23 protein-coding genes are annotated in these 25,757 nt (G+C 60.4%); 9 read left to right on the forward strand and 14 right to left on the reverse strand.

What is annotated here, in order from left to right; all coding sequences use genetic code 11:
• The first annotated feature begins 8 nt into the window (after nt 1–8).
• From ACR0J5_RS08505 to ACR0J5_RS08515, 3 genes are read left to right on the forward strand one after another with little or no spacing between them, the layout of a single operon-like run.
• Nucleotides 9–1,220 (forward strand): acetyl-CoA C-acetyltransferase, encoded by a 1,212-nt coding sequence (locus ACR0J5_RS08505; protein ID WP_480652289.1) that lies wholly within the window; start codon nt 9–11, stop codon nt 1,218–1,220.
• Nucleotides 1,220–1,708: a cupin domain-containing protein gene (locus ACR0J5_RS08510; protein WP_480652291.1), complete on the forward strand. Its 489-nt coding sequence runs from the start codon at nt 1,220–1,222 to the stop codon at nt 1,706–1,708. The genes ACR0J5_RS08505 and ACR0J5_RS08510 overlap by 1 nt, the downstream gene beginning before the upstream one ends.
• Nucleotides 1,701–3,902, forward strand: a complete 2,202-nt coding sequence (locus ACR0J5_RS08515; RefSeq protein ID WP_480652293.1) for a 3-hydroxyacyl-CoA dehydrogenase NAD-binding domain-containing protein — start codon at nt 1,701–1,703, stop codon at nt 3,900–3,902. Before ACR0J5_RS08510 ends, ACR0J5_RS08515 begins: the two co-directional genes overlap by 8 nt.
• A 98-nt stretch (nt 3,903–4,000) precedes the next feature.
• On the opposite strand, the gene ACR0J5_RS08520 is transcribed toward ACR0J5_RS08515, so the two are convergent.
• From ACR0J5_RS08520 to ACR0J5_RS08530, 3 genes are all read right to left on the reverse strand, one after another.
• Nucleotides 4,001–4,762, reverse strand: a complete 762-nt coding sequence (locus ACR0J5_RS08520; protein ID WP_480652295.1) for a Hint domain-containing protein — start codon at nt 4,760–4,762, stop codon at nt 4,001–4,003.
• A gap of 170 nt (nt 4,763–4,932) precedes the next feature.
• Complete coding sequence (locus tag ACR0J5_RS08525) at nt 4,933–5,595, reverse strand: sulfotransferase family 2 domain-containing protein (RefSeq protein ID WP_480652297.1); 663 nt, start codon at nt 5,593–5,595, stop codon at nt 4,933–4,935.
• Nucleotides 5,592–6,509, reverse strand: coding sequence for a DMT family transporter (locus tag ACR0J5_RS08530; RefSeq protein WP_480652299.1), 918 nt, complete (start codon nt 6,507–6,509; stop codon nt 5,592–5,594). Before ACR0J5_RS08530 ends, ACR0J5_RS08525 begins: the two co-directional genes overlap by 4 nt.
• 148 nt (nt 6,510–6,657) lie before the next feature.
• On the opposite strand from ACR0J5_RS08530, the gene ACR0J5_RS08535 reads away from it, so the two are divergent.
• A complete protein-coding gene (locus ACR0J5_RS08535) occupies nt 6,658–7,674 on the forward strand; it encodes a hypothetical protein (RefSeq protein ID WP_480652300.1) in 1,017 nt (338 codons plus the stop codon).
• Nucleotide 7,675: 1 nt separating this feature from the next.
• Here the strand turns inward: ACR0J5_RS08535 and upp are convergent, their stop codons facing one another.
• The 7 genes from upp to ACR0J5_RS08570 all read right to left on the reverse strand — a co-directional run bounded on the left by upp (nt 7,676) and on the right by ACR0J5_RS08570 (nt 14,042).
• Nucleotides 7,676–8,308, reverse strand: coding sequence for a uracil phosphoribosyltransferase (gene upp, locus ACR0J5_RS08540; protein ID WP_170741068.1), 633 nt, complete (start codon nt 8,306–8,308; stop codon nt 7,676–7,678).
• Nucleotides 8,305–9,291, reverse strand: coding sequence for an adenosine deaminase (locus ACR0J5_RS08545; RefSeq protein ID WP_480652302.1), 987 nt, complete (start codon nt 9,289–9,291; stop codon nt 8,305–8,307). The genes upp and ACR0J5_RS08545 overlap by 4 nt, the downstream gene beginning before the upstream one ends.
• Nucleotides 9,288–10,499 carry a phosphopentomutase gene (locus ACR0J5_RS08550; RefSeq protein ID WP_480652304.1) on the reverse strand — a complete coding sequence of 404 codons (1,212 nt, stop codon included), beginning with the start codon at nt 10,497–10,499 and terminating at the stop codon, nt 9,288–9,290. The genes ACR0J5_RS08545 and ACR0J5_RS08550 overlap by 4 nt, the downstream gene beginning before the upstream one ends.
• Nucleotides 10,496–11,803: a thymidine phosphorylase gene (locus ACR0J5_RS08555; RefSeq protein ID WP_480652306.1), complete on the reverse strand. Its 1,308-nt coding sequence runs from the start codon at nt 11,801–11,803 to the stop codon at nt 10,496–10,498. The genes ACR0J5_RS08550 and ACR0J5_RS08555 overlap by 4 nt, the downstream gene beginning before the upstream one ends.
• Nucleotides 11,804–11,807: 4 nt before the next feature.
• Nucleotides 11,808–12,194, reverse strand: a complete 387-nt coding sequence (locus tag ACR0J5_RS08560; protein ID WP_480652308.1) for a cytidine deaminase — start codon at nt 12,192–12,194, stop codon at nt 11,808–11,810.
• An 89-nt stretch (nt 12,195–12,283) separates the two neighbouring features.
• Nucleotides 12,284–13,375 carry a cupin domain-containing protein gene (locus tag ACR0J5_RS08565; RefSeq protein WP_480652310.1) on the reverse strand — a complete coding sequence of 364 codons (1,092 nt, stop codon included), beginning with the start codon at nt 13,373–13,375 and terminating at the stop codon, nt 12,284–12,286.
• The gene (locus tag ACR0J5_RS08570) at nt 13,350–14,042 is read right to left on the reverse strand and encodes a hypothetical protein (RefSeq protein WP_480652312.1); all 693 of its coding nucleotides are present in this window, start codon (nt 14,040–14,042) and stop codon (nt 13,350–13,352) included. The genes ACR0J5_RS08565 and ACR0J5_RS08570 overlap by 26 nt, the downstream gene beginning before the upstream one ends.
• A gap of 181 nt (nt 14,043–14,223) precedes the next feature.
• Between ACR0J5_RS08570 and ACR0J5_RS08575 the strand changes: the two genes are divergently transcribed.
• From ACR0J5_RS08575 to ACR0J5_RS08585, 3 genes are all read left to right on the forward strand, one after another.
• On the forward strand, nt 14,224–16,497 hold the full coding sequence (locus ACR0J5_RS08575; RefSeq protein WP_480652314.1) for an NADP-dependent malic enzyme: 2,274 nt from the start codon (nt 14,224–14,226) through the stop codon (nt 16,495–16,497).
• Between the two features lie 264 nt (nt 16,498–16,761).
• A complete protein-coding gene (gene prpE, locus ACR0J5_RS08580; protein ID WP_480652316.1) occupies nt 16,762–18,651 on the forward strand; it encodes a propionate-CoA ligase PrpE in 1,890 nt (629 codons plus the stop codon).
• Between the two features lie 89 nt (nt 18,652–18,740).
• Complete coding sequence (locus ACR0J5_RS08585; RefSeq protein ID WP_480652318.1) at nt 18,741–20,177, forward strand: amidase family protein; 1,437 nt, start codon at nt 18,741–18,743, stop codon at nt 20,175–20,177.
• Nucleotides 20,178–20,437: 260 nt separating this feature from the next.
• Here ACR0J5_RS08585 and ACR0J5_RS08590 read toward each other — a convergent pair whose 3' ends face one another.
• Nucleotides 20,438–21,199 carry an NAD kinase gene (locus ACR0J5_RS08590; protein WP_480652320.1) on the reverse strand — a complete coding sequence of 254 codons (762 nt, stop codon included), beginning with the start codon at nt 21,197–21,199 and terminating at the stop codon, nt 20,438–20,440.
• A 167-nt stretch (nt 21,200–21,366) separates the two neighbouring features.
• On the opposite strand from ACR0J5_RS08590, the gene glyA reads away from it, so the two are divergent.
• Nucleotides 21,367–22,662, forward strand: a complete 1,296-nt coding sequence (gene glyA / locus ACR0J5_RS08595; protein ID WP_480652322.1) for a serine hydroxymethyltransferase — start codon at nt 21,367–21,369, stop codon at nt 22,660–22,662.
• 63 nt (nt 22,663–22,725) lie between these two features.
• Here the strand turns inward: glyA and ACR0J5_RS08600 are convergent, their stop codons facing one another.
• Entirely contained in the window at nt 22,726–23,100 is a 375-nt protein-coding gene (locus tag ACR0J5_RS08600) for a hypothetical protein (protein ID WP_480652324.1), read from the reverse strand.
• Nucleotides 23,101–23,149: 49 nt separating this feature from the next.
• Between ACR0J5_RS08600 and ACR0J5_RS08605 the strand changes: the two genes are divergently transcribed.
• Complete coding sequence (locus tag ACR0J5_RS08605) at nt 23,150–23,950, forward strand: alpha/beta fold hydrolase (protein WP_480652326.1); 801 nt, start codon at nt 23,150–23,152, stop codon at nt 23,948–23,950.
• On the opposite strand, the gene ACR0J5_RS08610 is transcribed toward ACR0J5_RS08605, so the two are convergent.
• A complete protein-coding gene (locus ACR0J5_RS08610) occupies nt 23,947–24,324 on the reverse strand; it encodes a rhodanese-like domain-containing protein (RefSeq protein ID WP_480652328.1) in 378 nt (125 codons plus the stop codon). The genes ACR0J5_RS08605 and ACR0J5_RS08610 overlap by 4 nt on opposite strands.
• 80 nt (nt 24,325–24,404) lie before the next feature.
• On the reverse strand, nt 24,405–25,757 hold the full coding sequence (locus ACR0J5_RS08615; RefSeq protein ID WP_480652330.1) for an HlyD family type I secretion periplasmic adaptor subunit: 1,353 nt from the start codon (nt 25,755–25,757) through the stop codon (nt 24,405–24,407).

Genomic DNA, 25,757 nt, shown 5'->3' on the forward strand with positions numbered 1-25,757 from the left:
GAAGACCCATGACCGAAGCCTATATTTATGACGCCCTGCGCACCCCGCGTGGCAAAGGCCGCAAGGATGGCAGCCTACACGAGGTGACCTCGGTGCGGCTGTCCGCCGTGACCCTGAACGCGATGAAAGAGCGCAACAACCTGGAAGGTCACGCCGTCGAGGACGTGATCTGGGGCAACGTCACGCAGGTGATGGAACAAGGCGGTTGTCTTGCACGCTCGGCCGTTTTGGCATCTGACCTGGATCAGTCGATTCCCGGTCTGGCGATCAACCGCTTCTGCGCCTCGGGTATGGAGGCCGTGAACCTGGCAGCGAACCAGGTCAAAGGTGGCGCTGGTGAGGCGTATATCGCAGGCGGCGTTGAGATGATGGGCCGCGTTGCCATGGGCAGCGATGGTGCGGCGATTGCCGTGGACCCCTCGCTGGCGATGGACACCTATTTTGTCCCTCAGGGTATCTCGGCGGACATCATCGCGACCGAATATGGCTTTGACCGCGATCAGGCGGATGCGCTGGCGGTTGAATCGCAAAAGCGCGCAGCCAAGGCGTGGGAAGAGAACCGGTTCGAGAAATCGCTCATCAAAGTCACCGACCAGAACGGCCTGACCATTCTGGACCGCGATGAATACATGCGTCCGGGCACCGACATGCAAAGCCTTGGCGCGCTGAACCCGTCCTTTGCGATGATGGGTGAGCAGATGCCGGGTTTTGACAAAGTTGCAATGCTGAAATACCCGCATCTGGAACGGATCAACCACATCCACCACGCGGGCAACAGCTCGGGCATCGTGGATGGGGCGGCCGCTGTGCTGATCGGCAACAAGGAGTTTGGTGAGAAATACGGCCTCAAACCGCGCGCGCGCATCAAAGCAACTGCCAAGATCGGTACCGACCCGACCATCATGCTGACCGGCCCGGTTCCGGTAACCGAGAAAATTCTGGCCGACAATGGCATGAAGATCAGTGATCTGGACTTGTTCGAGGTGAACGAAGCCTTCGCCTCGGTCGTGCTGCGGTTCCAGCAGGCGTTTGATGTGGACCCCGAACTGGTAAACGTGAACGGCGGCTCGATTGCGATGGGCCATCCGCTGGGCGCAACCGGCGCGATGATCATTGGCACCCTGCTGGATGAGCTGGAGCGTCAGGACAAGGAAACCGGTCTGGCCACGCTGTGCATTGCGTCTGGCATGGGGGCTGCAACGATTATCGAGCGGGTCTGATGCCCAAGCTGGATCTCTCTCAGATCCCGTTTCAGGGCGGCTCGTCCTATCCCGGCAAACTGGCCGAGGCGACCGCGGGTCGTTTTGTTCAGCGTATCGGTGATGCGGGCGGGCTGACCCAATACGGGGTCAACATCGTGCGGCTGGAACCGCAGGGAATGTCTTCGCTGCGCCATTACCATATGGAGCAGGACGAGTTTGCAATCATGCTCAGCGGCACCTGCGTGCTGATTGATGACGATGGTGAGCATGAGATGCAGCCCGGCGATTGCGCCGCCTGGCCCGCGGGTGAGCCCAACGGCCATCACCTTGTGAACAAAACCGATGCGCCCGCGACCTTTCTGGTGGTGGGCACTCGGACCCCGACGGAAACTGCTTTTTACAGCGACCTAGACATGATGGTGAAGGATGACGAGAACGGATTCTCCTTCACTCGCAAGGATGGCAGCCCGCTGACGGCTGACCAGATTGGAGATGACAATGACTGAATTCACCCTCAGCAAAGACGCAGACGGCGTCGCCACGATCACCTGGGACGTTCCGGGCAAAACGATGAACGTAATGTCCTTTGACGGGCTGGCCCAGCTGAGCGACCTGATCGATAAGGCGCTGGCAGATGAGGGGGTCAAGGGCATCGTCCTGACCTCGGGCAAAGAGGGGTCGTTTGCGGGCGGCATGGACCTGAACCTCCTGGCCGTGATGAAGGAACAGGCGGGCGACAATCCGGCCAAGGGCCTGTTTGAGGGCACGATGCAAATGCACGCCCTGCTGCGCAAGATCGAACTGGCGGGCATGGACCCAAAGACCAAGAAAGGTGGCAAGCCCATCGCGACCGCCCTGCCCGGCACCGCCGCAGGCATCGGGATGGAGTTGCCGCTGTCCACGCACCGCATCTTTGCCGCCGAGAACCCCAAGGCAAAATATGGCCTGCCCGAGATCATGGTCGGCATCTTCCCCGGCGCGGGCGGCACCACACGGATGGTCCGCAAGGTGGGCGCGATTGCTGCGGCTCCGCTGCTGCTGGAAGGCAAGATGCTGGACGTCAAGAAAGCAAAGGGCGCAGGTTACATCGACGAGATCGCCGCCGATCCGGTTGCCGCCGCAAAGGAATGGGTGCTGAACGCGAAAGACGCGGATCTGGTCAAGCCGTGGGACGCCAAGGGCTATAAAATGCCCGGTGGTGCTCCGTACCACCCCGCAGGGTTCATGAACTTCGTCGGGGCCTCGGCCATGGTCAACGGCAAGACCCAAGGTGCCTTCCCCGCGGCCAAAGCGTTGCTGAGCGCGGTCTATGAAGGCGCGCTGGTCGATTTCGACACTGCGCTGAAGATCGAGGCGCGATGGTTCACATCCGTCCTGATGAACCCCTCCTCGGGCGCGATGATCCGGTCGCTGTTCCTGAACAAGGAAGCGCTGGAAAAAGGTGCGGTGCGTCCTGCCGGTGTACCGGATCAGTCGGTCAAGAAGATCGGCGTTCTGGGCGCGGGCATGATGGGTGCGGGCATCGCGTTGGTCTCGGCCCAGGCCGGGATGGAGGTTGTTCTGGTCGACCGGGATCAGGCAGCAGCGGACAAGGGCAAAGCCTATACCGAAGCCTATCTGGACAAAGGCATGAAGCGCGGCAAAGTCACCGAAGACAAGAAACAGGCCATGCTGGCGCGCATCACCGCGACGCCCGATCTGGATCACCTGAAGGGCTGCGACCTGATCATCGAAGCGGTGTTCGAGGATATGGGTGTCAAGGCCGAGATGACCAAAAAGGTTGAGGCGATCATCCCCGAGGATTGCATCTTTGCCTCGAACACCTCGACCCTGCCAATCACCGATCTGGCCAAGGCGAGCGTGCGTTCGGATCAGTTCATCGGCATCCACTTCTTCTCACCGGTTGAGAAGATGTTCCTGGTTGAGATCATCAAAGGCCGCGAAACCGGAGATCGCGCGGTGGCCAAGGCGCTGGACTATGTGCGCCAGATCCGCAAGACGCCGATCGTGGTCAACGATGCGCGGTTCTTCTACGCCAACCGCTGCATCATTCCGTATATCAACGAAGGTCTGCGGATGATCACCGAAGGCGTCAGCCCTGTGTTGATCGACAATGCCGCGCGTCAGCTTGGCTTCCCCGTGGGGCCGATCCAGTTGAATGACGAAACCTCGATTGATCTGGGGGCCAAGATCGCACGTGCGACCAAAGCCGCCATGGGCGACGCCTATCCCGAAAGCCCTGCGGATGATCTGATCTTCTGGATGGAGGCTGAGGGCCGTCTTGGCCGCAAGGCCAATGCCGGGTTCTTTGACTATGATGACAAGGGCAAGCGCGTCGAATATTGGAAAGGTCTGGCCGAAAAGTACCCCCATGCCGAAGATCAGCCCGATCTGATCGAAGTGCAGGAACGCCTGATGTTCGCACAGGTACTGGAAGCGGTCCGCGCGCTGGAGGAAGGCGTGCTGGAGGATATCCGCGAAGGCGATGTGGGTGCAATTCTGGGCTGGGGCTTTGCGCCATGGTCCGGTGGCCCGCTGAGCTGGCTGGACATCATCGGCACGCCCTACGCGGCCGAGCGCTGCGATCAACTGTCGGAAAAATACGGCGAACGTTTTGCCTGCCCAACGCTGCTGCGTGAAATGGCCGACAAAGGGCAGAGCTTTTACGGTAGGTTCGACCCCGAAGCCAAAGCAGCCTAAAGACAAAACGCTGGCGCATGCCCCCATGCGCCAGCGTTTCTTTGTAGGTACAGATAGGTCCCTAGCAAGCGTTTCGGGTTAAACTTGAGACGCTTTAATCAGATCATCATGGTCGGACGACCGGGGCGACCGGGACGCCGCGCGCCTTTTACCGGCCTGATCGGCACAATCGGATGATCGAAAACCGGCGCAGGCAGGGATCCCAGCGAATTCGCCAGAACCGCGATATCGTTGCGCCGAGCCGTCAGATACATCAGTTCGGTCGCCGACTCTGCGGCCACAACCTCATACGAGGCGCGACCGGGTGTATTGCGCGATCCAAACCGGCCCGAGGGGCAAAAGGCGCGGAAGCCGCCCTCGATATAGATCACCTCATCCTGTTCGAAAAACAGGGTGCTGATGTCGAAATAGGACGCGGGCACATCCGATGTGATCCGGAACATACCGCTTAGCAACCGGGCCGACACAACAGGCAGGCTGACCGGCAGTTTGATGGGATCATGGCCAAGCTTGGTGTTGTCCAGCGCCACGCCCTGTTCGGGCATCAGCCAGACGGGGCGACCGTTATACGCTGCATGCGTCGGCACCCGGATCGGCATGTTTTCGGACTTCGTCTCGCCCGGCGGAACCGTGATTCCATCAATCGCGACGCGGCTAACGGGTTGGAACCCATTGTCCATGGTGCGAATGAGGTCACCGGCCTCGATCTCTTCGACAAGTTTCCAGCCGCTTTTGGTTGAGACTTTGGTTCCGTGAACCAGACCGCCACGGCGCGCGTTCAACGCGGAATGCTGCTCTGCATTGCCCTGGAATTCGGAACGCTCTGCAAAATCAATAACACTGTCTACTTTCAACACCACAGAACCCACTTGTTACTCATAAAAAACTACAATTGAGCTTTAGCACAGGTTTTAGTGAGAGGGCTTATTTTTGACATATTGTGGCCCAATTTGGGTTAATCTGAGCCATTTTTTGGCAAAAATCACAAACAAAACCGCAACTTAAATCAATATTGATTAAATATTGGAAACTATCGCACAGTCTTCTGATCAAACGTGTAGCCGAATCTGGCGATATCCTCGGCACAGGCATCGGCCACCAGCTCGGCAGCCCTGTCGTCAAAATAGCCGCGACAATCCGCGTCGCGGCTCGAACGATTGAGGTGCGGCAAAGCAACGTCAAACCCAAGCAGATCGAATAGCGGGCCCGCATCCTCTTCAAACCACTCCAACCTTATGAAGAACTGGCATTGCTCGGCCCCGTCGGCCCGCGTCACATAATGGCGCGCAGGGCTGCGCCGAAAAGACCGCAGAACATCCGAGTGTTGTACAAAGCCCTTGAAGGACAGGGATTTTGCGAGCGTCACCATGGGGTGATCAAAGCTTTGTTCGAGCAGCCAGTGATAATAGCTGACGATCCGGTCCCAGGGGTTTCGCACCATGGTGAATACGGTCATCTCTTCCAGTTCGGACAGCGACAGAACGCCGTCGATATCAGTCAGTGTTGAATGTTTCCACAACCGTCCCCTGCCCGTCAGCGCCTTGGCCCGCTTGCGTCGCCTGAGAGCCTTGGGCGTGTCGCCCAGCAGGATGTCGTCTTTCATCGCCCGTGTTTCCAGCGCTTGGGCCAACGACGTTCCCCCCGTCTTGGGGATATGAACAAACACATAGTTACGCCCGCGCGAAATGATCATGCGACCACCTTCGCCACAGACGCGCGCCAGCCCAACAAGGCACCAGCCGCCGCAATCAGGCCGATACCAGCGATCTGCATCACACCGATGGCCTGACCCAAAGCAACCCAGGCAAAAAGCGGCCCAAAGATCATGACCGAGTATTCGAATACGGCCACGTACGAGGTCTCGCCCACCTGATAAGATTTGATCAGCATAAAGACCGCAATCGTCGAACCAACCGCCTGTACGATGATCCAGGGCAGCGCCGGTTGCATCTGCCATACCACCCCCCGCGTAACGAATCCGTCGGCAAAGGAATGGGGCACAAGGGAAAACGCAGTCAGACCGATTGCGCCGGCCAATCCCAGCGTGGTGACCATTGCCGCCAGCAGCGCCACAGTGCTTTCCTGCGCACAGTGGCTGCGGGTGATGATCGAGCTGAGCGCGTAAAAGAACCCTCCGGCCACCGGCAGCAGGGTTCGGGCATCGAACTCATAGGGGTTGGGCTGCAGCACACACAAGGTCCCGGTGAACCCGATCACAACTGCCAGAATGCGCCAGGGGCCAATCCTCTGCCCCATCGCGACGGCTGAAACCAGCAGCACGAAGATCGGAGACGTGAACAGCCCCGCCAGCGCCTGCGCAATCGGCATCAGCGCCAGAGACGCAAAGTAAAACAGCATCGCCACCGTGATCAGCACGCTGCGCAGGATCACGGGCCCCAGCCGTCGCGGGCGCATCGTACCCATTCCCAAAACCGACAGACACGCAATCAACGGCAACATCAGAACAGCGCGGCTTAAATGGAATTGCCATAGGCCAATTGTTTCGGCCAGCAGGATGACAACGTTATCGATCACCCCGATGATCGCCATAGCGCCCACCATCAGCGCCGAGGCCAAAATCGGTGAGGTCTGAGTATCCGCCTGCATTCCGGCCCCGGTCTTAGAGTATTGGACACCGGCGGAATTGCCGTGTCTGGTTTTATCCAGCACATTTCCCAATCGGGGCGCAACAGGTTTGCGCCGCCGGAAATTCCCATGCTAAGCTAAGTCAAAATAATCACGAGCATATCTCATCTTGAAGACGGCCCTTAAACAGTACCAGCGGATCGAAGCCACCGGTCTGTGGCGCCCCTCGCCCGATGTTCAGCGGCGCGAGGTTGTGGCGTCTCTGGGTGAGGCGACGTTGACCATTTCGGACTTCAACGAACAGGCGCTGACCCATTGGTCGCTGGCCGCGCTGGTGCGCCAGAATCCGGGCAGTTTTCCTGCCATTTTCAATCCCGACGGTGACCCGGACGAAACGCTGGAGTTGGAAGAAACCGAAACCACTATGATCGAGGCCATAGACCGCCTGCAGCGCGCCATCGACAAGGCGCGACCCCATCCGGGCCGGTTGCGATGGGTCAGCGTGGCGGGCGTTGTGGCGGCGGTGGTTGTGCTGTTGTTGCTGTGGATGCCTGCTGCCCTGCAGAAGCATGTTGTGACCGTGGTGCCCGAGATCAAGCGCCAGGATATCGGCAACACGATCCTGCAACGGATCGAGCGGGTTTCGGGCCGCGCCTGCACCTCGGAAGATGCAAAACCCGCGTTGGATCAACTGGCCGCGCGCACCGGAGTTCGCGAAGTCATCATCCTGCCCGCCGGTGTGCAAAGCAGCCTCAGCCTGCCGGGCGGGATTTTTTTGCTGAACCGCGCTCTGGTCGAGGATCATGAGGACCCCTCGGTCGCCGCAGGTTATATCATCGCCGAGCGCGCCCGGTCCGAGGCGCAGGACCCGCTTGAGGATTTGCTGGATCGCACCGGATCGGCCACCGCCTTCCGTCTGCTGACCACCGGAGAGCTGACGCCCGAAATCATCGACACCTATACCGAACAGGTTCTGTCAGAACCCCGCCCTTCGCTGCCCGATGATGATTTGCTGCAGGTCTTTGCGCAGGCGGCCCTGCCGTCAACGCCGTTTGCCTATGCCATGGATGTCACCGGCGAAACAGTGCTGGGCCTGATCGAGGCCGACCCGATGGCGGGCCGTCCGATGCAGCAGGTTTTGCCGGACCGCGATTGGGTCCGGCTGCAAAACATCTGCGGCGAATAGGCTATTTGGTTCCGAACATCCGGTCGCCCGCATCGCCAAGGCCGGGCATGATATAGCCCTTGGAATTCAGCTCGCGATCCAGTGCGGCGGTGACGATTTTCACATCCGGGTGGGCTTCTTTCATGCGCGCCACCCCTTCGGGCGCGGCCAGCAGGCACAGGAATCGAATGTCGGTCGCCCCCGCCTCTTTCAGCAGATCAATCGCCGCGGCCGAGCTGTTACCCGTGGCCAGCATCGGATCCACGGCAATCACCAGACGGTCCTTCAGCCCCTCGGGCGCTTTGAAATAATACTGAACGGGTTTCAGCGTTTCCTCATCCCGGTAGAGGCCGACAAAACCCACACGGGCCGAGGGGATCAGTTCCAGCACCCCGTCCAGCATGCCATTCCCGGCCCGCAGGATCGACACCAGCGCCAGTTTCTTGCCCGCCAGTATGGGGGCGTCCATTTCCTCCATCGGGGTTTCGATATGGCGGGTGGTCAGCTTCAGCTCACGCGTGACCTCATAGGCCAGCAGCAGGGTAATCTCGCGCAGCAATTGCCGGAACACGGCGGTCGAGGTGCCCTTGTCCCGCATGAGCGTCAGTTTGTGCTGCACCAGCGGGTGGTCAACGACGGTCAGGTGTTCGCTCATGATCTCTCCAGTCTTGTCTTGACCCGCGCGCGGGTCTTGTCATCGCAAAAGGCCGCGTTCAGGGCGGTTTCGTTCAGGGCGGCAAAGTCTTCGGCCTCCCAGCCGAAGGCTTGCGCCAACATCTCATATTCACGCCGCATAGTGGTATGGAAAAACGGCGGGTCATCAGTTGAGACCGTGACCTTGACCCCCGCATCGCGCAGTTTCGCGATGGGATGGGCCGTGAAATCCGGGTAGAGCCCCAGCACCACGTTCGAGCCGGGGCAAACCTCAAGCGTGATGTCGCGGTCGACAATTTCGCGGATCAGGTCGGGGTCTTCGATGGCGCGCACACCGTGGCCCACACGCTCCACCCCCAGATCGCGGATCGCATCGCGCACGCTTTCGGGGCCGCCGAACTCTCCGGCGTGGGTAGTCAGGCGCAATCCGGCCTCGCGCGCACAATCAAAGGCCCATTTATAGTCGCCCTGCGCGCCCGTAGCCTCATTGCCGCCCATGCCAAAACCGGTAATCCAGTCGCCCGCCGTTTCCGCCGCGCAGCGGGCGCTGATCTTGGCCTGCTCGGGGCCGAAATGGCGCACGCAGGTGACAACGCCACGCAGGGTGATGTCGAATTTACGCTCGGCCTCGTCCGCCGCGTCCTGAATGGCGGTCAGGTAATCGCGCCACGCATGCAGGTCGCCGCCGCCGCAGAAATCGGGGCTGAGGAAGGTCTCCGAATAGACCACCCCATTCGCTGCACTTTCCTCAAGAATGGCCAGTGTCAGGCGGCGGAAATCCTCGGGCGATTTCAGCACTTCGCAGGCGGCCTCGTACACGCTGAGGAAATGGGCGAAATCGCGGAAATCATAGCTGCCGTCGGGTTTGAAAATCCCGCTCAGGTCGATGCGCTTTTCATGGGCCAACTGCCGGATGAACGCGGGCGGGGCCGCGCCTTCGTGATGCAGGTGCAATTCGATCTTGGGCAGGTCTGCGACGTTCATAAAAAACTCTTTCCCGGTCCTTGCGCCGGAATGCTCAGGTGATGCGCAATGCTGGCGGCGATGTCGGCGAAATTGACCGCACCGAATTGGCCCGTGCCTTGACCTGCGATCAGCACCGGCACTTGTTCACGCGTATGGTCGGTGCCGATCCAGCTGGGATCGTTGCCATGGTCCGCGGTTAGCAGCATCAGGTCGCCGGGGCGTAGGCGAGCGATGATCTTCCCGATTTCCCGGTCGAACCATTCCAACGCACGTGCATAGCCGCTGATGTCGCGACGGTGACCATAGAGGCTGTCGAATTCCACGAAATTGGCGAAGGTCAGGCTGCCCTCTTCGGCCCCATCGACCAGATCAGATAGGTGCCCCATCAGCTCGGCATCCGAGCCTTTGCGCAGCGTGTCGATCCCCTGCATCGAAAAGATGTCACCGATCTTGCCCACCGCATGAACGCGCCGCCCGGCGTCCTGCACCCAGTTGGTCAGAACCGGCGCGGGCGGCAGGATGGCGAAATCCTTGCGATTGCTGGTGCGGGTGAAGCCCTTTTCCTGCGTTCCCACGAAAGGCCGCGCGATCACCCGACCCACTTTCATCGCGTGCAGGCTTGGGGCCAGCGTGCGGCACATATCCAGCAGACGGTCGAGGCCAAAGTGTTCCTCATGCGCGGCGATCTGAAAGACGCTGTCCGCCGAGGTATAGCAGATGGGCCAGCCGGTCCGCATATGCTCGGCCCCAAGGTCGGCGATGATCGCGGTGCCTGAGGCGTGACAATCGCCCAGAATACCGTCCGTACCAGCCGCCAGCGCCGCGGCGCGGCTCAGATCAGCGGGGAAGGATGGCTTGGCGTCGGGAAAGTAATACCAGTCCCACGGCACCGGCAGCCCGGCCAGTTCCCAATGGCCCGAGGGTGTGTCCTTGCCCGGCGAATGTTCCCGCGCACAGCCCCACAGGCCCGATGCATCCGCCCCCAGCCCCGGCGTGTCCGCGCCAGAGGCCAGACGGGTGGCCGCCCCCAATCCCAACGCGTCCAGATGCGGCAGGTGCAGCGGGCCGGAACGACCATCCTCTGCCCGCCCTTCGGCACAGGCCTGCGCAATATGAGCCAGCGTGTTGGCCCCGGTGTCGGGCACATCCCCGTTGAAAAAACGATCTGCATCCGGCGCGCCGCCGATGCCGACTGAATCCATCACCACCAAAAACGCACGGGTCATGCGGTGATCCTTTCATGCACGATCCCGGGCAGAGACGGGCTTTCGGGCCCGAGGCTGATCGCTTGTTGGACCGCCTGCGCCGCCTGCTGCGCCGCATCCTCGCGCGCCGCGTGGATCACGGCCAAGGGCGCGCCTTTGTCCAACTTGTCGCCCAGCCGCACGATATCGGAAATCCCCACGGCCGGATCGATCACGTCATCCTCGACCTGTCGTCCGCCGCCCAGCGCGACGACGGCCAGACCCAGCGCTTCGCCATCCATCGCGGTCACATAGCCTTCGCTTGGTGCGGGAACCTCAAGGATGACACTGGCTTCGGGCAGATAGCGTGACCAGTTGTCGACAAATTGCAGCGGTGCGCCCACGGCGGCCAACATGCGGCCGAACCGCTCGGCCGCGCGACCGTCGCGGATCACCTCGGCCACCTTGTCGCGGCCTTCGTCCACCGTTGCAACCATACCGGCGTCAGCCAACACAACGCCGCCCAATTCTGCGGAAATCTCGGCCAATGGCGCGTTTTGGCCGCTGGTGAGCACCTTCATCACCTCGCAGATCTCTAGCGCGTTGCCCAGCGCGGGGGCCAGAGGCTGGTTCATGTCGGTAATCACTGTCGAGGTCCGGCATCCGGCGGCGTTTGCCGTCTGGGTCAGGGCCTGCGCCAGATTGCGCGCATCCTCATGGGTTTTCATGAACGCGCCAGAGCCCACTTTGACATCCAGCACCAACGCCTGAGGGCTGGCGGCCAGTTTCTTGGACAGGATCGAGGCGGTGATCAAATCCAGGCTTTCGACCGTCGCCGTGACATCGCGGATCGCATAGAGACGCTTATCCGCCGGGGCGATCTGACCCGTCGCACCGACAATCGCTGCCCCAGTGTCGTGCAGAATCTGCGCCAGACGATCTTCACTGACCTGAGTGGTCACACCGGGGATCGCCTCAAGCTTGTCCAGCGTCCCACCTGTATGGCCCAGCCCGCGCCCCGAGATCATCGGGATATAGGCCCCAAGTTCAGCCAGCGCGGGGGCGAGCACGAGGCTGACACTGTCCCCCACCCCTCCGGTCGAGTGTTTGTCGATCACCGGGCCATCGACGTCCCATGTCAGAACGTCGCCGCTGTCGCGCATGGCAAGGGTCAGGTCGGCGCGGCCCTGCGCACCCAGCCCGCCCATGCAGACCGCCATGGCAAAGGCCCCGGCCTGCGCATCGCTCACGCCACCATCGGCCAAACCTTGGGCGAACCACGTAAGCTCCTCGCCCAAGGGCACCTGCCCCCGGCGCAGCTTCGCGATGATCGAGCGGGCGTCCATCTGCTCACTCCATATGTGAGGCGTCAAAAGCGCCCGGCAGAAGATCACCGATGGTTGTTTCGAATTCCGACCCATCCACTGTGGCCAGCGTCACCTTGACGTCACGCTTGCCGAATTCGGCCAGTTTCTGCCGGCACCCGCCACAAGGCGGCACCGGTTGCGGGGAAGAGGCGACCACATAGACCTCGGTCAGCGCCTGCTCACCGGCGGCAACCATGGCGGCGATGGCGCCGGCCTCGGCACAGGTGCCTTCGGGATAAGCCACGTTTTCGACATTGCAGCCGGAATAAACCACGCCCGTTTCCGACCGGATCGCGGCCCCGACCTTGAATTTCGAATAGGGCGCATAGGCGTTTTCACGAACGGACAGGGCGGCGTCTTTCAGGCTCATGGCGATTCCCCAATTTTTGATCATATGGTCAGAAATTTGCACACTAGCGGAAACTGACCCCCGAGTTGAAGCCCCGGACCGAAGTTTTCTTACCCCAGCGTCGTGTTGAACGTACCGGGCAGCGTGACCTCAAGCAATTCGACATCGTCCGACGGATCGGACAGCCGCGTCCGCATGCCCGGCGGGATCACAAAGGCGTCGCCCTGCTCCAACCGGAACGGATCGCGGCCCTCGCCCTCAAGCGTGACCTGCCCGTCCATGACAAAGGTAAAGTGAATATCGGTGTCATGTGCGGCCCATTGCGGGTCGCCCTGCCCTTTGCGCACGACCTGCACCCCAGCCACGCCCTTGGTGTTCGCAGCGATGGTCGTGTCACGGCAGACATAGCCCGGCAGGCGGAAGGGCACCCAATCCGCACCCTTGGCCTGATTGAAGACGAACCGCTGCCCCTGCCATTCGCGATCGGGGCGATAATGTGGGGTCGGCAGGGCCATGTCGTGATCGATCTCGGTGACATGTTCGGCGGGCACTCCGATCTCGATCACCTGCACATTGTCCGATGCTTCCAGCACGCGGTGGCGGATTTCCGGCGGTTGGATAAAGCAATCGCCTGCAGTCAGGCGCATCTTGTCGCCCTGATCCTCGTAGACCACATCGACCCAGCCGTGGATGCAGAAGATAAGCTGAAACCCGACCCTATGAAAATGCACCATATCCGGCACCGGCCCGCCATCGGGGATGCGAATGTGGCTGGCGATGATCGACCCGCCCAGCCGGTCCGGCACCAGATCGCGATAGTGCATCCCGGCGCGGCCAATGATCCATGGGGCCTGATCCTTGAGCCTGCGCACAACAAAGGAATGCACCGTATCGGGCATGACCATGGGCGGGTTCAGTTCATCAATTTCCACCCGCGTCCCGTTCGGCGCAACAAGGCTGCGCTGACCGTCCGCGAAATCATCCGGGTTATCGGTCAGAATGCGCAGCGTGCCGGGGGTCTCGGGTGCATCTTTTTCTATCCGCAAGCGCAGCCCATGACCCGAAAAGACTGCGACCCGCGGGTCATCCGCCGGATAGATCATATCCATGCGCATCCCCAGCACCTTGGTATAGAACGGGATGTCGTCGCGCAGTTCCTGCGTAGGCAGGCGAATCTCAGCTTGGGTCTGGCTTTGGGTCATTCGAAGTCTCTTCGGTCTTGGATTTTGGCCATCCGATCAGAACAGCGGCCAAAATGCCAATCGAAAAGAACATCTCAAGCGTTTCTTCCAAAACGAAAAGCCGGGTCGCCATAGTCGCAGACATGGTATCGCTCAACGCGCTGCTGATTTCCTCAAGCCCTTGCGCGACCACGGCGCACATGCCCGCAATGAAGAACACCAGCAGGAACGGCGCACGCTCTTTCAACGCGCGCCATGCGGTTGGCACACCGTGCCACGCGACCCCGCCCAACACGATCACCGCCAGCACGACACGCACGAGTGTCATGTCCAGCAAACCGTCCAAACCATTCAGGACTTGGTACGGCACCGTGTCCACAGCATAGATGTCCGCCTCAAGCTCTCGCTCAGCCAGCAGCAACAGAACCACACCGATATACAGGCGGCTTAGGCCGCGATAGCGGTACAACGCTGCCAGTCCGGCAACCAGCAAAGCCGCCGCTGATGCTGTCTCGATCAACCCGCCTTCCTGATTGAACACCGCCGCCTGCATCGGCCAGATCGAGATGGCACACAGTACAATAACCGCAGCCACAATAGCTGTCCGAAAAGCGAACCGATCCGTACCGAAACTCGGTGTGGACGCAGGCAGGTTTGCACCTGTTCGAAGGTTTTCTTTGGGGTTCATGCCGGTCTTCTCGGAGCGAAACAACTGTGGGATAGAAGGTCGCGGGACCATAAATCTTTTGTGATAGAAATCAACCGCAGCGACAAATCAGCCGGTTTCCCGCCCACAAGTGACGCAACGTAGCCAAGTCTGAAAATTTAGTTTAAGGCTAAATCAAATTCCAAAAGGAGCTGAAACGACAATGTCGGATACACCCAGCCTGCGGCAGGCCGCGCTTGACTATCACGCCCATCCAAAACCCGGAAAGCTTGAGATCAAGGCGACCAAGCCCATGGCAAACGGTCGCGATCTGGCGCGCGCGTATTCTCCGGGCGTGGCTGAGGCCAGCCTTGAGATCAAGGCAGACGCCGACAATGCCGAACGCTATACGGCACGGGGCAATCTTGTGGCGGTTGTGTCGAACGGCACGGCGGTTCTGGGGCTGGGCAATATCGGGGCGCTGGCCTCAAAACCGGTGATGGAGGGCAAGGCCGTCCTGTTCAAGAAATTCGCCGGGATCGACTGTTTCGATATCGAGGTCGACCAGCCCGACCCGGAAAAGCTGGCCGATATTGTCTGCGCGCTGGAGCCAACCTTTGGGGCGATCAATCTGGAAGACATCAAAGCCCCTGACTGTTTCATAGTAGAAAAACTGTGCCGTGAGCGGATGAACATCCCGGTCTTTCACGATGACCAGCACGGCACCGCCATTGTCGTGGGGGCGGCTGCAAAGAACGCGCTGCACGTGGCAGGCAAGAAATTCGAAGATATCAAAGTCGTCTCAACCGGTGGCGGCGCGGCAGGTATCGCCTGTCTCAGCATGCTTATGAAACTGGGCGTCAAGCGCGAGAATATCTGGCTGTGCGACATTGAAGGTCTGGTCTATGAGGGCCGCACCGAAGATATGAACCCCCACAAGGATCAGTTTGCGCAGAAATCGGATTTGCGCACTTTGGATGACGTAATTGACGGGGCCGACCTGTTCCTTGGCCTCAGCGGCCCCAATGTGCTCAAGCCCGAGATGGTGGCAAAGATGGCCAGCCGCCCGATCATCTTTGCGCTGGCAAATCCGACACCCGAAATTCTGCCTCAGGCCGCGCGTGAGGTTGCGCCGGATGCGATCATCGCCACCGGACGCAGTGACTTTCCCAATCAGGTCAACAACGTTCTGTGCTTCCCCTTCATCTTCCGGGGTGCGCTGGACGTGGGCGCGACCGAGATCAATGATGAGATGCAGATTGCCTGTGTGGACGGCATCGCCGAAATGGCCCGCGCCACCACCAGCGCCGAGGCGGCAGCCGCCTATAAGGGTGAGCAGCTGACCTTTGGGCGAGATTACCTTATTCCCAAACCATTCGACCCGCGTTTGGTGGGCGTCGTCTCCTCGGCTGTGGCCAAGGCGGCGATGGAAAGCGGCGTGGCCAAACGCCCGATCGAAGACATCGAGGTCTATAAAGAACGTCTGAACCAGACCGTGTTCAAGTCGGCCCTGCTGATGCGACCCGTGTTCGAGGCCGCCGCCGCCGCCGCCCGCCGGATCGTCTTTGCCGAGGGCGAGGATGAACGCGTTCTGCGCGCCGCGCAGGCCATTCTGGAAGAAACCCCGGAAACCCCCATCCTGATTGGCCGTCCGGACGTGATCAGCGCCCGGTGTGAACGTTTGGGCCTGACAGTCCGACCCGGCGAGGATTTCCAGATCGTGAACCCTCACAATGACCCGCGCTATTACGATTATTGGAACTCGTACCACGAGATCATGCAACGCCGGGGCGTCAGCCCCGATCTGGCAAAGGCCATCATGCGCACCAATAACACGGCAATTGCCGCAATCATGGTCCAGCGTGGCGAGGCCGACAGCATGATCTGCGGTACGTTCGGCGAATACCGCTGGCATCTGAATTATGTGCAGCAGGTTCTGGCCGATGGCGACCTGCGCCCGCACGGCGCGTTGTCCCTGATGATCCTTGAGGACGGCCCCTTGTTCATTGCCGATACCCATGTGCGGCAGTTGCCAACACCCGAGGAACTGGCCGAATCCACAATCGGTGCCGCGCGCCACGTGCGCCGGTTCGGGATTGAGCCAAAGATCGCCTTCTGTTCGCAGTCCCAGTTCGGCAATCAGGCCGAAGGCTCCGGTAAACGCCTGCGCGCCGCGCTGGAAATCCTCGATTCCGAGCCGCGCGACTTCACCTACGAAGGGGAAATGAATCTGGATGTGGCGCTGGACCCGGAACTGCGGTCGCGGATCTTCCCGAATTCACGCCTGACCGGTGCTGCGAATGTCCTGATCTTTGCCCATGCAGATGCCGCAAGCGGCGTGCGCAATATCCTGAAGATGAAGGCAGACGGTCTTGAGGTCGGACCGATCCTGATGGGCATGGGCAACAAGGCGCATATCGTGACACCGTCGATCACGGCACGTGGTCTGCTGAATATGGCCGCCATCGCCGGAACGCCAGTGACACATTACGGATAAACGATCAATAAACCCTCGGGCGCTTGAATAGACGCCCGAGGGCAATACCCTGATTCCCCGCGCGGAAACTTTGCAGATTTGCAAAAACCGGTAAATTATCCCCTAAAATTTGCCCCCTAAATTCACTTTGCAAAAATTTGCAGGTCACTTTAGCGAAGCTTGCAAATATTTTGCGATAAAGTGACGCTCCGTTAGGTCCCTCGCTTGTGTGCGCCCCTCTGCCCCCCTTACACAGTTTGCAAGGAGATTTAGGAGGAGACCAACGTGGCTTATCAGGACGTTTACGACAGCTGGAAATCCGACCCGGAGGCATTCTGGATGGAGGCCGCGCAGGGCATCGATTGGGTCCGCCCTCCGTCCAAAGCGCTGTTTGGCGACAAGGCCCCTCTGTACGAATGGTATAGCGATGCGCGGGTCAACACCTGCTGGAATGCTGTCGACCGCCACGTGGAAAACGGCCGGGGTGAACAGACCGCCATCATATATGACAGCCCCATCACCCACACCAAGCGTGAGATTTCTTATGTCGAGCTGCGCAACCGCGTGGCCACACTGGCCGGGGCTCTGCGGGACAAAGGGGTCGAAAAGGGCGACCGCGTTATCATCTATATGCCGATGATCCCCGAAGCCCTTGAGGCGATGCTGGCCTGTGCCCGTCTGGGGGCCGTGCACTCGGTCGTGTTTGGCGGTTTTGCCAGCAACGAACTGGCGGTGCGCATCGACGATGCCAAACCCAAGGCCATCATCGCCGCCTCTTGCGGGATGGAGCCGGGTCGCGTGGTGCATTACAAACCCCTGCTGGACGGCGCGATTGATCTGGCGACCCACAAGCCCGATTTCTGCGTGATCTTCCAGCGCGAACAGGAAGTGGCCCAGTTGGTCGAAGGACGCGACTATAACTGGCACGGGTTCCAATACGGTGTCGAACCTGCCGATTGCGTTCCGGTCGATGGCAATGACCCGGCCTATATCCTGTACACTTCGGGCACCACGGGATCGCCCAAAGGGGTTGTGCGCCCCACCGCAGGCCATCTGGTTGCGCTGAACTGGACGATGAAAAACATCTATGACGTGGATGCAGGCGATGTGTTCTGGGCCGCGTCCGATGTGGGCTGGGTCGTGGGGCATTCCTATATCTGCTACGCACCGCTGATCAACGGCAGCACCACCATCGTGTTCGAGGGCAAACCCGTCGGCACCCCCGATGCAGGCACCTTCTGGCGCGTGATCGATGAGCACAACGTCAAAAGCTTTTTCACCGCCCCCACCGCGATCCGCGCGGTAAAGCGCGAAGACCCCAAGGGCGAGATGATCGGCAAATACGACCTGTCCAACCTGCGCGCCCTGTTCCTGGCCGGTGAACGTGCCGACCCGGATACGATTGAATGGGCCCAGAAGGCGCTGAATGTTCCGGTGGTCGACCACTGGTGGCAGACCGAAACCGGCTGGGCCATCGCGGGCAACCCGCTGGGGATCGAGGAACTGCCGATCAAGCTGGGCTCTCCGGCCAAGCCGATGCCGGGCTATGACGTGCAGATTCTGGACGAAGGCGGCCACCCGATGAAACCCGGTGAGCTGGGCGCGATTGCCGTCAAACTGCCGCTGCCGCCGGGCACTCTGTCGACGCTGTGGAACGCCGAAGAGCGGTTCAAAAGCTCTTACCTGAACCACTTCCCCGGATACTATGAAACCGGCGATGCGGGCATGATTGATGAGGACGGATACCTTTACATCATGGCGCGCACCGATGACGTGATCAACGTCGCGGGTCACCGCCTTTCCACCGGCGGGATGGAAGAGGTTCTGGCCGCCCACCCCGATGTCGCCGAATGCGCCGTGATCGGCGTGACCGATCAGTTGAAAGGGCAAATGCCCGTTGGCTTCCTGTGCCTGAACGCCGGGTGTGATCGGGATCACGGCGAAGTCGTGCAGGATGTCGTCAAGCTGGTGCGCGAAAAGATCGGCCCGGTTGCGGCCTTCAAACAGGCTGTCGTCGTGGATCGTCTGCCCAAGACACGCTCGGGCAAGATCCTGCGCGGCACGATGGTGTCGATTGCGGACAGTCAGGACTACAAGATGCCCGCAACCATCGATGATCCGGCCATTCTGGACGAGATCACCGTGGCCCTGAAAACCTTGGGTTACGCCCAATAAACGCAAGGCGGGCGGTCACGGATCGCCCGCGCCTTTCACTTGCAACCAGACCCAAGGCCCCTACTGTCGGTTTCAGACAGCGAGGGCCCATGACACATTCCGACATCTGGCGTTTGAGCGCCACTGAGCTGACCGATCTGACCCGCAACGGCGAGCTGAGCGCCGAGGACGCCGTGCGCAGCTCAATCGACCGCATGCAACAGGTCAATCCAGACCTGAACGCCGTGGTCGAGGATCTGAGCGCGCAGGCGCTGGACCGCGCCCAACACCTGGACAAGGCCCGCGCACAGGGCGCCCCGCTCAGCGCCCTTCACGGCGTACCGGTCACCATCAAGATCAACGTGGATCAAGCGGGGCACGCCACATCAAACGGCGTTGTCGCGCTGAAAGATGTCATCGCGCCGGACGACGCCCCCGTCGTGCGCAACCTGCAGAACGCGGGCGCCGTGGTGATCGGACGAACCAACACGCCCGAGTTTTCGTTTCGCGCGGATACCGACAACCCTCTGCACGGTCGCACGCATAATCCGTGGGGTCGCCATATCTCGCCCGGCGGATCGTCCGGTGGGGCCGGTTCTGCCGTGATGGCGGGGATCGGCGCTTTGGCGCATGGCAATGATATTGGCGGCAGCCTGCGCTTTCCGGCTGCGGCCAATGGTGCGGTCACGGTGAAACCCGGTCTGGGCCGGGTGCCTGCGTGGAACCCAAGCCAGCAGGTGGAACGTGGGCTGCTGGCTCAATCCATGTCGGTGCAGGGTCTGATCACGCGCTCGGCCGCCGATCTGCATCTGTCGATGCCCAGCCTGATCGCCGCAGACCCGCGCGATCCGTTCCATGTGCCTATGCCGTGGCGCGGCGATGCGCCTGATGACCCGATCAAAGTGGCGTTCACCAAGGAAACCTATGGCTATGCCCTCCACCCCGAGGTCGACAAGGCGCTGGACACCGCCCGCGACGCGCTAAACGATGCAGGCTATCAGGTGGAAGAGGTCCGTCTGCCCGATGTGTACGAATGCGGGCGCACAGGCTATCGCAGCTTGATGGGCGAGGTTCTGACCCTGCTGAAAGGCGACATCGAAGCGGCAGGTTCAGACACCATCCGCCAGATATTCGAGGTCTATTTTCAGGAGTTCCCCCCCATCACAGGCACCGAACTGGTGCAGATGATGGCCAAACGCACGCACTACGCGCGGGAATGGGCACTGTTCCTGCAGGACTATCCGCTGGTCCTGTCCCCGTTCATGCCGCAGCCGTTCTTCAAGCCGGACCGCGATACCGAAGGCGCAGAAGGCGTGCACGAGGTTCTGGGCTGCGCCGTCTATTCTTATGCGATGAACTTTCTGGGCCTGCCCGCCGCCTGTGTTCCGGCCCGTCTGGCCGATCTGCCGCAAGGGCCGCAGCCCATCAACGTGCAGATCGCCGCCCGTCGCTGGCGCGAGGATATGGCCGTTGACGCCGCCGCCGCGATTGAGGCCCGCGTGGGCCAGATGTGTCTGCCGCTCTGGGACAAGATGAACGGGGCCTGAACCGGCCCCACCAAAGAAATTGACCCCGGGCTATTGTACCCGGGGTCCGCTTTCTAAAATAAGCCCGGAAGTCTGACAACGAGCGTAGCACCACCTACCCTCGCCGGCGCGAAAACTGCGCACTGTTCGACAACGCCGGTTGGTGGCCACTCACTCCCACCTCGACGTGTTGTCCGGGCAAGTTCACATTAACAAACGGTAAATCGCGCGCCTGTGAACTGGATCACACAAGAGAGAGAAAACGCGATTTTTTTGATAACTCAGGTAAATTGTTCCGAGATCAGGCGTTCTTCCAGCCCATGGCCCGGATCAAACAGAATTCGGTGCTGGATTGAGGGTTCCGAGCGGATTTCCACCCAGTCGATATCGGGAAACGACACCGAATCCGCGTCTGCCATCACGGGCCGCTTATCGGCGTCCAGCACATCGAATCGCACCTTAGCGATCTTGGGCAGCAACGCCCCGCGCCACCTTCGGGGCCGAAACGCCGCAATCGCCGTCAGCGCCAGCACGTCAGAGCCGATGGGCAGAATCGGCCCATGCGCCGAATAATTATACGCGGTCGATCCCGCAGGCGTGGACAGCAACGCGCCGTCACAAACCAGTTCCGCCATGCGCACCCGGCCATCCACACTGATCTTCAGCCGCGCGGCCTGAGGGCCCGCACGCAAGAGCGAGACTTCGTTGATCGCCAGTGCTTCGTGCAGTTTCCCGGCCTGATCCATGGCCTGCATCGCAAGCGGATTGATCACCTCTTCCTCGGCGGCTTCAAGACGTTCCAGAAGGTCGTCTTCGTGGAACTCATTCATAAGGAAACCGATGGTGCCACGGTTCATACCGTAAACCGGCGTATCCAGATGCTGCATATTGTGCAGCGTGTGCAACATGAACCCGTCCCCGCCCAATGCAACCACCACATCCGCATCACGCGGAGCCGCGTTTCCATAGCGGCGAACAAGGCTGTCCCGCGAAGCTTGCGCAACTTGGACGTCGCTGGCCAGAAAGGCGATTCTCTTTTTCATTTATTCCGGTTTCCAGTGCTGCGCATTTGGTTCCGAAACAAACATACCTTTCCCCGATAGGCCAGTCTTGACGCCCCAGAATACCAAATCGTCGCTTTAATGCTTTTGTGCCTGCGCAGTTTCCGATAGGAAATCCGCAAGTTTATTGCAGCCATGCGGAGCCCTCCATGAACGCCAATCTTCGTGATACCGGTTTTTTCACCCAGTCCCTTGCGGATCGTGACCCCGAGCTGTTCGGCTCGATCACATCCGAGCTGGGCCGCCAGCGCGACGAGATCGAGCTGATCGCGTCCGAGAACATCGTCTCTGCCGCCGTGATGGAAGCGCAGGGCTCGGTCATGACCAACAAATATGCCGAGGGCTATCCCGGTCGCCGTTACTATGGCGGCTGCCAGTTCGTCGACGTTGCCGAGAATCTGGCCATCGACCGTGCCAAAGAACTGTTCGGCTGCGGTTTCGCCAATGTACAGCCAAACTCGGGCAGCCAAGCCAACCAGGGTGTGTTCCAGGCGCTGATCCAGCCCGGCGACACCATTCTGGGCATGAGCCTGGACGCAGGTGGCCACCTGACCCACGGCGCGGCCCCTAACCAGTCGGGTAAGTGGTTCAAGGCCGTTCAGTATGGCGTGCGTCAGCAGGACAACATGCTGGACTACGATCAGGTTGAAGCGCTGGCAAAAGAGCATCAACCCAAGCTGATCATCGCAGGCGGTTCGGCCATCCCGCGCCAGATCGACTTTGCCCGCATGCGTGAGATTGCCGATATGGTCGGCGCCTATCTGCACGTCGATATGGCGCATTTCGCCGGTCTGGTTGCGGCGGGTGAACACCCCAGCCCCTTCCCGCACGCACATGTTGCGACCACCACCACCCACAAGACCCTGCGCGGCCCGCGCGGCGGCATGATCCTGACCAATGACGAGGCGATCGCCAAGAAAGTGAACTCGGCAATCTTCCCCGGCATTCAGGGCGGCCCGCTGATGCACGTGATCGCCGGCAAAGCCGTTGCGTTCGGCGAGGCCCTGCGCCCCGAGTTCAAGACCTATATTCAGCAGGTCATCACCAACGCGCAGGCGCTGTCGGATCAGCTGATCAAGGGCGGTCTGGATACCGTGACCCACGGCACGGACACCCATGTGGTTCTGGTCGACCTGCGCCCCAAAGGCGTCAAAGGCAACGCGACCGAAAAGGCCCTCGGCCGCGCGCATATCACCTGCAACAAGAACGGCGTGCCGTTTGATCCGGAAAAGCCAACCATCACCAGCGGTATCCGTCTGGGCTCACCCGCCGGAACCACCCGTGGGTTTGGCGAGGTCGAATTCCGCCAGATCGCGGATTGGATCATCGAAGTGGTCGACGGTCTGGCCGCCAATGGCGAAGAGGGCAACGGCGCTGTCGAAGCCAAGGTCAAAGCCGAAGTGGCCGAGCTGTGCGCCCGCTTCCCGATTTACCCGAACCTGTAATCGGATCAAAAACTTACAAGCTAAGCGGCGTCCATCGGGCGCCGTTTTTTTGTGTCTAGTGGCTCAGATAAATCCCTGCCACCACAGGACAACCAACAGCAGCACGATCACGGCCAGCAGGTTAAAGGCCAGACCACCCAGCATCCCCAGAAACCATCCCAGACGCCGATCTGCCAGATTGATGCCGCCCAGATGCTCTTGCACCTCTTCGGACGCACGCAGCAGCCGGGGGTTGTCCAAAACCAACCGGAGTTTGGGATGCGAGGCCATCGGCTCGGCCTGCGCCAATAACAATGCCTGTTTGTAGATGCGGCGTGGCAGTCGCCGTTTGGCCTTGCGGATCGAAGCTGTGAGCGTCTTGTCCTTTACCCCCAGCTTCTTGCGCAACAGCATCAGCGTCTGCGCAATCTGGCTTTGAATTTCTGTGTTTTCGGACATTTCCGGGCCTCCAAGCCCCACAGCTTAGTCACCGGCTGGCGGGGCGACAATGGGGCTGGTCGTTTCTTTTTGCGGCAGGTATCACATCTTTATGCTGAACACGATCCTTCATGGCGAACCGACCGATAGCCCCCCTCTTTTGATTGCACATGGGCTATATGGCTCGGCGCGGAACTGGGGGGTGATCGCGCGGCGGCTTGCGGATGAACGGCAGGTGATCGCCGTCGATATGCGCAACCATGCCTATAGCCAATGGACCGATCAGCACAGCTATCCCGACATGGCCAATGATCTGGCCGAGGTCATCAAGCACTTCGGAGGGAAAGCCGACGTGGTGGGCCATTCCATGGGTGGCAAGGCTGCGATGATGCTGGCCTTGCAGCATGGTGATCTGGTCCGCAAGCTGGTGGTGGCTGACATTGCGCCGGTTGCGTATTCTCGTAGCCAGATTCAGTATATCGAGGCGATGCGCGCCGTTGATCTGACAAAGGTCACGCGTCGCTCGGACGCGTCCGAACAGCTGGCCGCGCTGGGGGTCGACAAAACACTGCAAAGCTTTTTCACCCAGTCTCTGGATGTGCAGGACCAACGCTGGTTGCTGAACCTGGATGTGCTGGCCGCCGAGATGCCCAGAATCATGGGCTTTCCCGACATAAGCGGCCATTGGGATGGCCCGACCCTGTTCCTGTCGGGCGCCGAGTCGGATTATGTCCTGCCTGAACATCGCGCCCAAATCCGCGCGCTTTTTCCGGCCGCTAAATTCGCCAAAATCCCCGGTGCGGGGCATTGGCTGCATGCCGAAAAGCCCCGCGAATTTGAGGCCGCGGTTCGGACGTTCCTGAATGCCTAAGCTTTGGAAACGGCACCGCCTGCATTAACCCAATCGGCAAAGCCACCAAGGTTATAGACCTGCGCATACCCCATATCTTTCAAAACCTTACCTGCCAGAGCTGCACGGCCACCAGCGGCGCAATACAAGACAATCGGCCGATCTTTGCGCAGTTCGGGATTATGAGATTTCAGGGCTTCGTCGGCGCTGAATTCCAACACCCCCCGAGAGATGTGCAGGGCGTTTTCCGCTGTGCCGGTTTGCTGCACTTCTGCGCCATCCCGCACATCCAGCAGCAAACCGCCCTGCGCCAGCAGCCCCTTGGCCGTCTCGGTGTCGATACGTTCGACAACGGCATTTGCCGCTTCCATCATGTCTTTTACGCTAAGCGCCATAAGTGAACCTCCGGTGATGATCACCGGAGGATAACATGCGAGAATTGGAAGGTGTAGACCGGCCCCAGAGGCCAGCCCGTTTATTGTTCGCGAAACGCGCGCGACATACTGTCGGTCACCGGTTTGGCGATATAGGCGGCAAATGTGCGCTCTTCGGTCTGAATCATGATCTCGGCGGGCATGCCGGGGGTTGGTATAAAGCCACGCACGCGTTCCAGCTCTTCTGGTTCCAGCGAGATACGGGCCAGATAGACCTCTTGCGGGGCGCCATGCGTGTCCTCGACCACCGCATCCGCCGACAGGTAAAACACCTGCCCGTTCAGCACGGGCGTTGTTCGCTGGTTCAGGCCCACCAGACGGACGGTCGCGTCCTGCCCGGTCACAACACTGTCGATCTCGGTCCGGGGGATTTGCGCCTCGATGATCAGAGGGGCGTCAGCGGGCAGAATCTCGGCAATGGGTTCACCGGTTTCGATCACACCGCCGGGCGTGTGGTAATGCAGCCGCACCACCGTACCCGTCACCGGGGCCCGCACAACCGCGCGGTCCAGAACGCTGCGCGCCTGACGCGCTTTTTCGCGGACACTTTCAAGATCCGCCTCGATCACGCCCAGCTCATCCAGCGCTGCTTCGCGATAGGCGGCGCGGGTGCGATCAATCTGTTCGTCAAATTTCAGCAGCATCTGGCTGATCTCGGACGCTTCGGCCTGCAGGCGAGCCTGCTGGCCCTCCGCTTCGGCCTGAACACGACGGATCGTATTCAGCTCACCCTTACGGACAAGGCCTTTTTCGAACAGGGTCTGTTTGGTTTCAAACTCTTCCTGCAGAATGTCTGACCGTCGTTTCATGCTGTCCAGCTGCGCCTCAAACCCGCTGGAGCGGATACGCAGGGCTTCCATGTTGCGCTCAAGCAGCGCGATGTCGTTCAGCAATGTCTTGCGGGACAGATCAAAGGTGATCTTTTGACCGTCCAGAATGCTGAGGACTTCGATGTCATCCGAGGCCTCAAGCAGGTTGGGCGAAAACTCCAGCCGCTGCTTTTCATCATATTCTGCGTTCAGACGTTCCGACATCGCCTGCAAACGGATTTTGCGGATGAAAAGCTCGCGCTCATTTGCTTCGGCCGAGGTTTGGTCGAGGGTCATCATGATCTGTCCTGCCTGGACAGACTGGCCTTCAGCGACCTGGATTTCCTGGATGATGCCACCCTCCAGATGCTGCACGATCTTGTTGCGGCCAGTGGCCACAAAACTTCCCTGCGCAATGACCGCGGCAGCCAGCGGTGCACTGAACGACCAAAGGCCAAACCCGCCGAAGCAGACCACCAGCATGATCATCCCGACAACCACCAATCGGCTGATCGAGCGTGGAACCTCGGCGTACCAAACCGCCGGGTCCTGGGGATCGTTGTTAACGGGTACAAGTTCATTCAT

Source organism: Ruegeria sp. BE1, from assembly GCF_056538885.1.

What these genes read in the sequence shown, in the direction of transcription:
- ACR0J5_RS08505 (WP_480652289.1), top strand. Translation starts at nt 9, where the DNA reads ATGACCGAAGCCTATATTTATGACGCCCTGCGCACCCCGCGTGGCAAA.
- ACR0J5_RS08585 (WP_480652318.1), top strand. Translation starts at nt 18,741, where the DNA reads ATGACACATTCCGACATCTGGCGTTTGAGCGCCACTGAGCTGACCGAT.
- ACR0J5_RS08550 (WP_480652304.1), bottom strand. Translation starts at nt 10,499, where the DNA reads ATGACCCGTGCGTTTTTGGTGGTGATGGATTCAGTCGGCATCGGCGGC.
- ACR0J5_RS08525 (WP_480652297.1), bottom strand. Translation starts at nt 5,595, where the DNA reads ATGATCATTTCGCGCGGGCGTAACTATGTGTTTGTTCATATCCCCAAG.
- ACR0J5_RS08605 (WP_480652326.1), top strand. Translation starts at nt 23,150, where the DNA reads ATGGGGCTGGTCGTTTCTTTTTGCGGCAGGTATCACATCTTTATGCTG.
- ACR0J5_RS08530 (WP_480652299.1), bottom strand. Translation starts at nt 6,509, where the DNA reads ATGCAGGCGGATACTCAGACCTCACCGATTTTGGCCTCGGCGCTGATG.
- glyA (WP_480652322.1), top strand. Translation starts at nt 21,367, where the DNA reads ATGAACGCCAATCTTCGTGATACCGGTTTTTTCACCCAGTCCCTTGCG.
- ACR0J5_RS08565 (WP_480652310.1), bottom strand. Translation starts at nt 13,375, where the DNA reads ATGACCCAAAGCCAGACCCAAGCTGAGATTCGCCTGCCTACGCAGGAA.
- ACR0J5_RS08560 (WP_480652308.1), bottom strand. Translation starts at nt 12,194, where the DNA reads ATGAGCCTGAAAGACGCCGCCCTGTCCGTTCGTGAAAACGCCTATGCG.
- ACR0J5_RS08610 (WP_480652328.1), bottom strand. Translation starts at nt 24,324, where the DNA reads ATGGCGCTTAGCGTAAAAGACATGATGGAAGCGGCAAATGCCGTTGTC.
- ACR0J5_RS08575 (WP_480652314.1), top strand. Translation starts at nt 14,224, where the DNA reads ATGTCGGATACACCCAGCCTGCGGCAGGCCGCGCTTGACTATCACGCC.
- ACR0J5_RS08590 (WP_480652320.1), bottom strand. Translation starts at nt 21,199, where the DNA reads ATGAAAAAGAGAATCGCCTTTCTGGCCAGCGACGTCCAAGTTGCGCAA.
- ACR0J5_RS08545 (WP_480652302.1), bottom strand. Translation starts at nt 9,291, where the DNA reads ATGAACGTCGCAGACCTGCCCAAGATCGAATTGCACCTGCATCACGAA.
- ACR0J5_RS08570 (WP_480652312.1), bottom strand. Translation starts at nt 14,042, where the DNA reads ATGAACCCCAAAGAAAACCTTCGAACAGGTGCAAACCTGCCTGCGTCC.
- ACR0J5_RS08555 (WP_480652306.1), bottom strand. Translation starts at nt 11,803, where the DNA reads ATGGACGCCCGCTCGATCATCGCGAAGCTGCGCCGGGGGCAGGTGCCC.
- ACR0J5_RS08515 (WP_480652293.1), top strand. Translation starts at nt 1,701, where the DNA reads ATGACTGAATTCACCCTCAGCAAAGACGCAGACGGCGTCGCCACGATC.
- ACR0J5_RS08510 (WP_480652291.1), top strand. Translation starts at nt 1,220, where the DNA reads ATGCCCAAGCTGGATCTCTCTCAGATCCCGTTTCAGGGCGGCTCGTCC.
- ACR0J5_RS08600 (WP_480652324.1), bottom strand. Translation starts at nt 23,100, where the DNA reads ATGTCCGAAAACACAGAAATTCAAAGCCAGATTGCGCAGACGCTGATG.
- upp (WP_170741068.1), bottom strand. Translation starts at nt 8,308, where the DNA reads ATGAGCGAACACCTGACCGTCGTTGACCACCCGCTGGTGCAGCACAAA.
- ACR0J5_RS08615 (WP_480652330.1), bottom strand. Translation starts at nt 25,757, where the DNA reads ATGAATGAACTTGTACCCGTTAACAACGATCCCCAGGACCCGGCGGTT.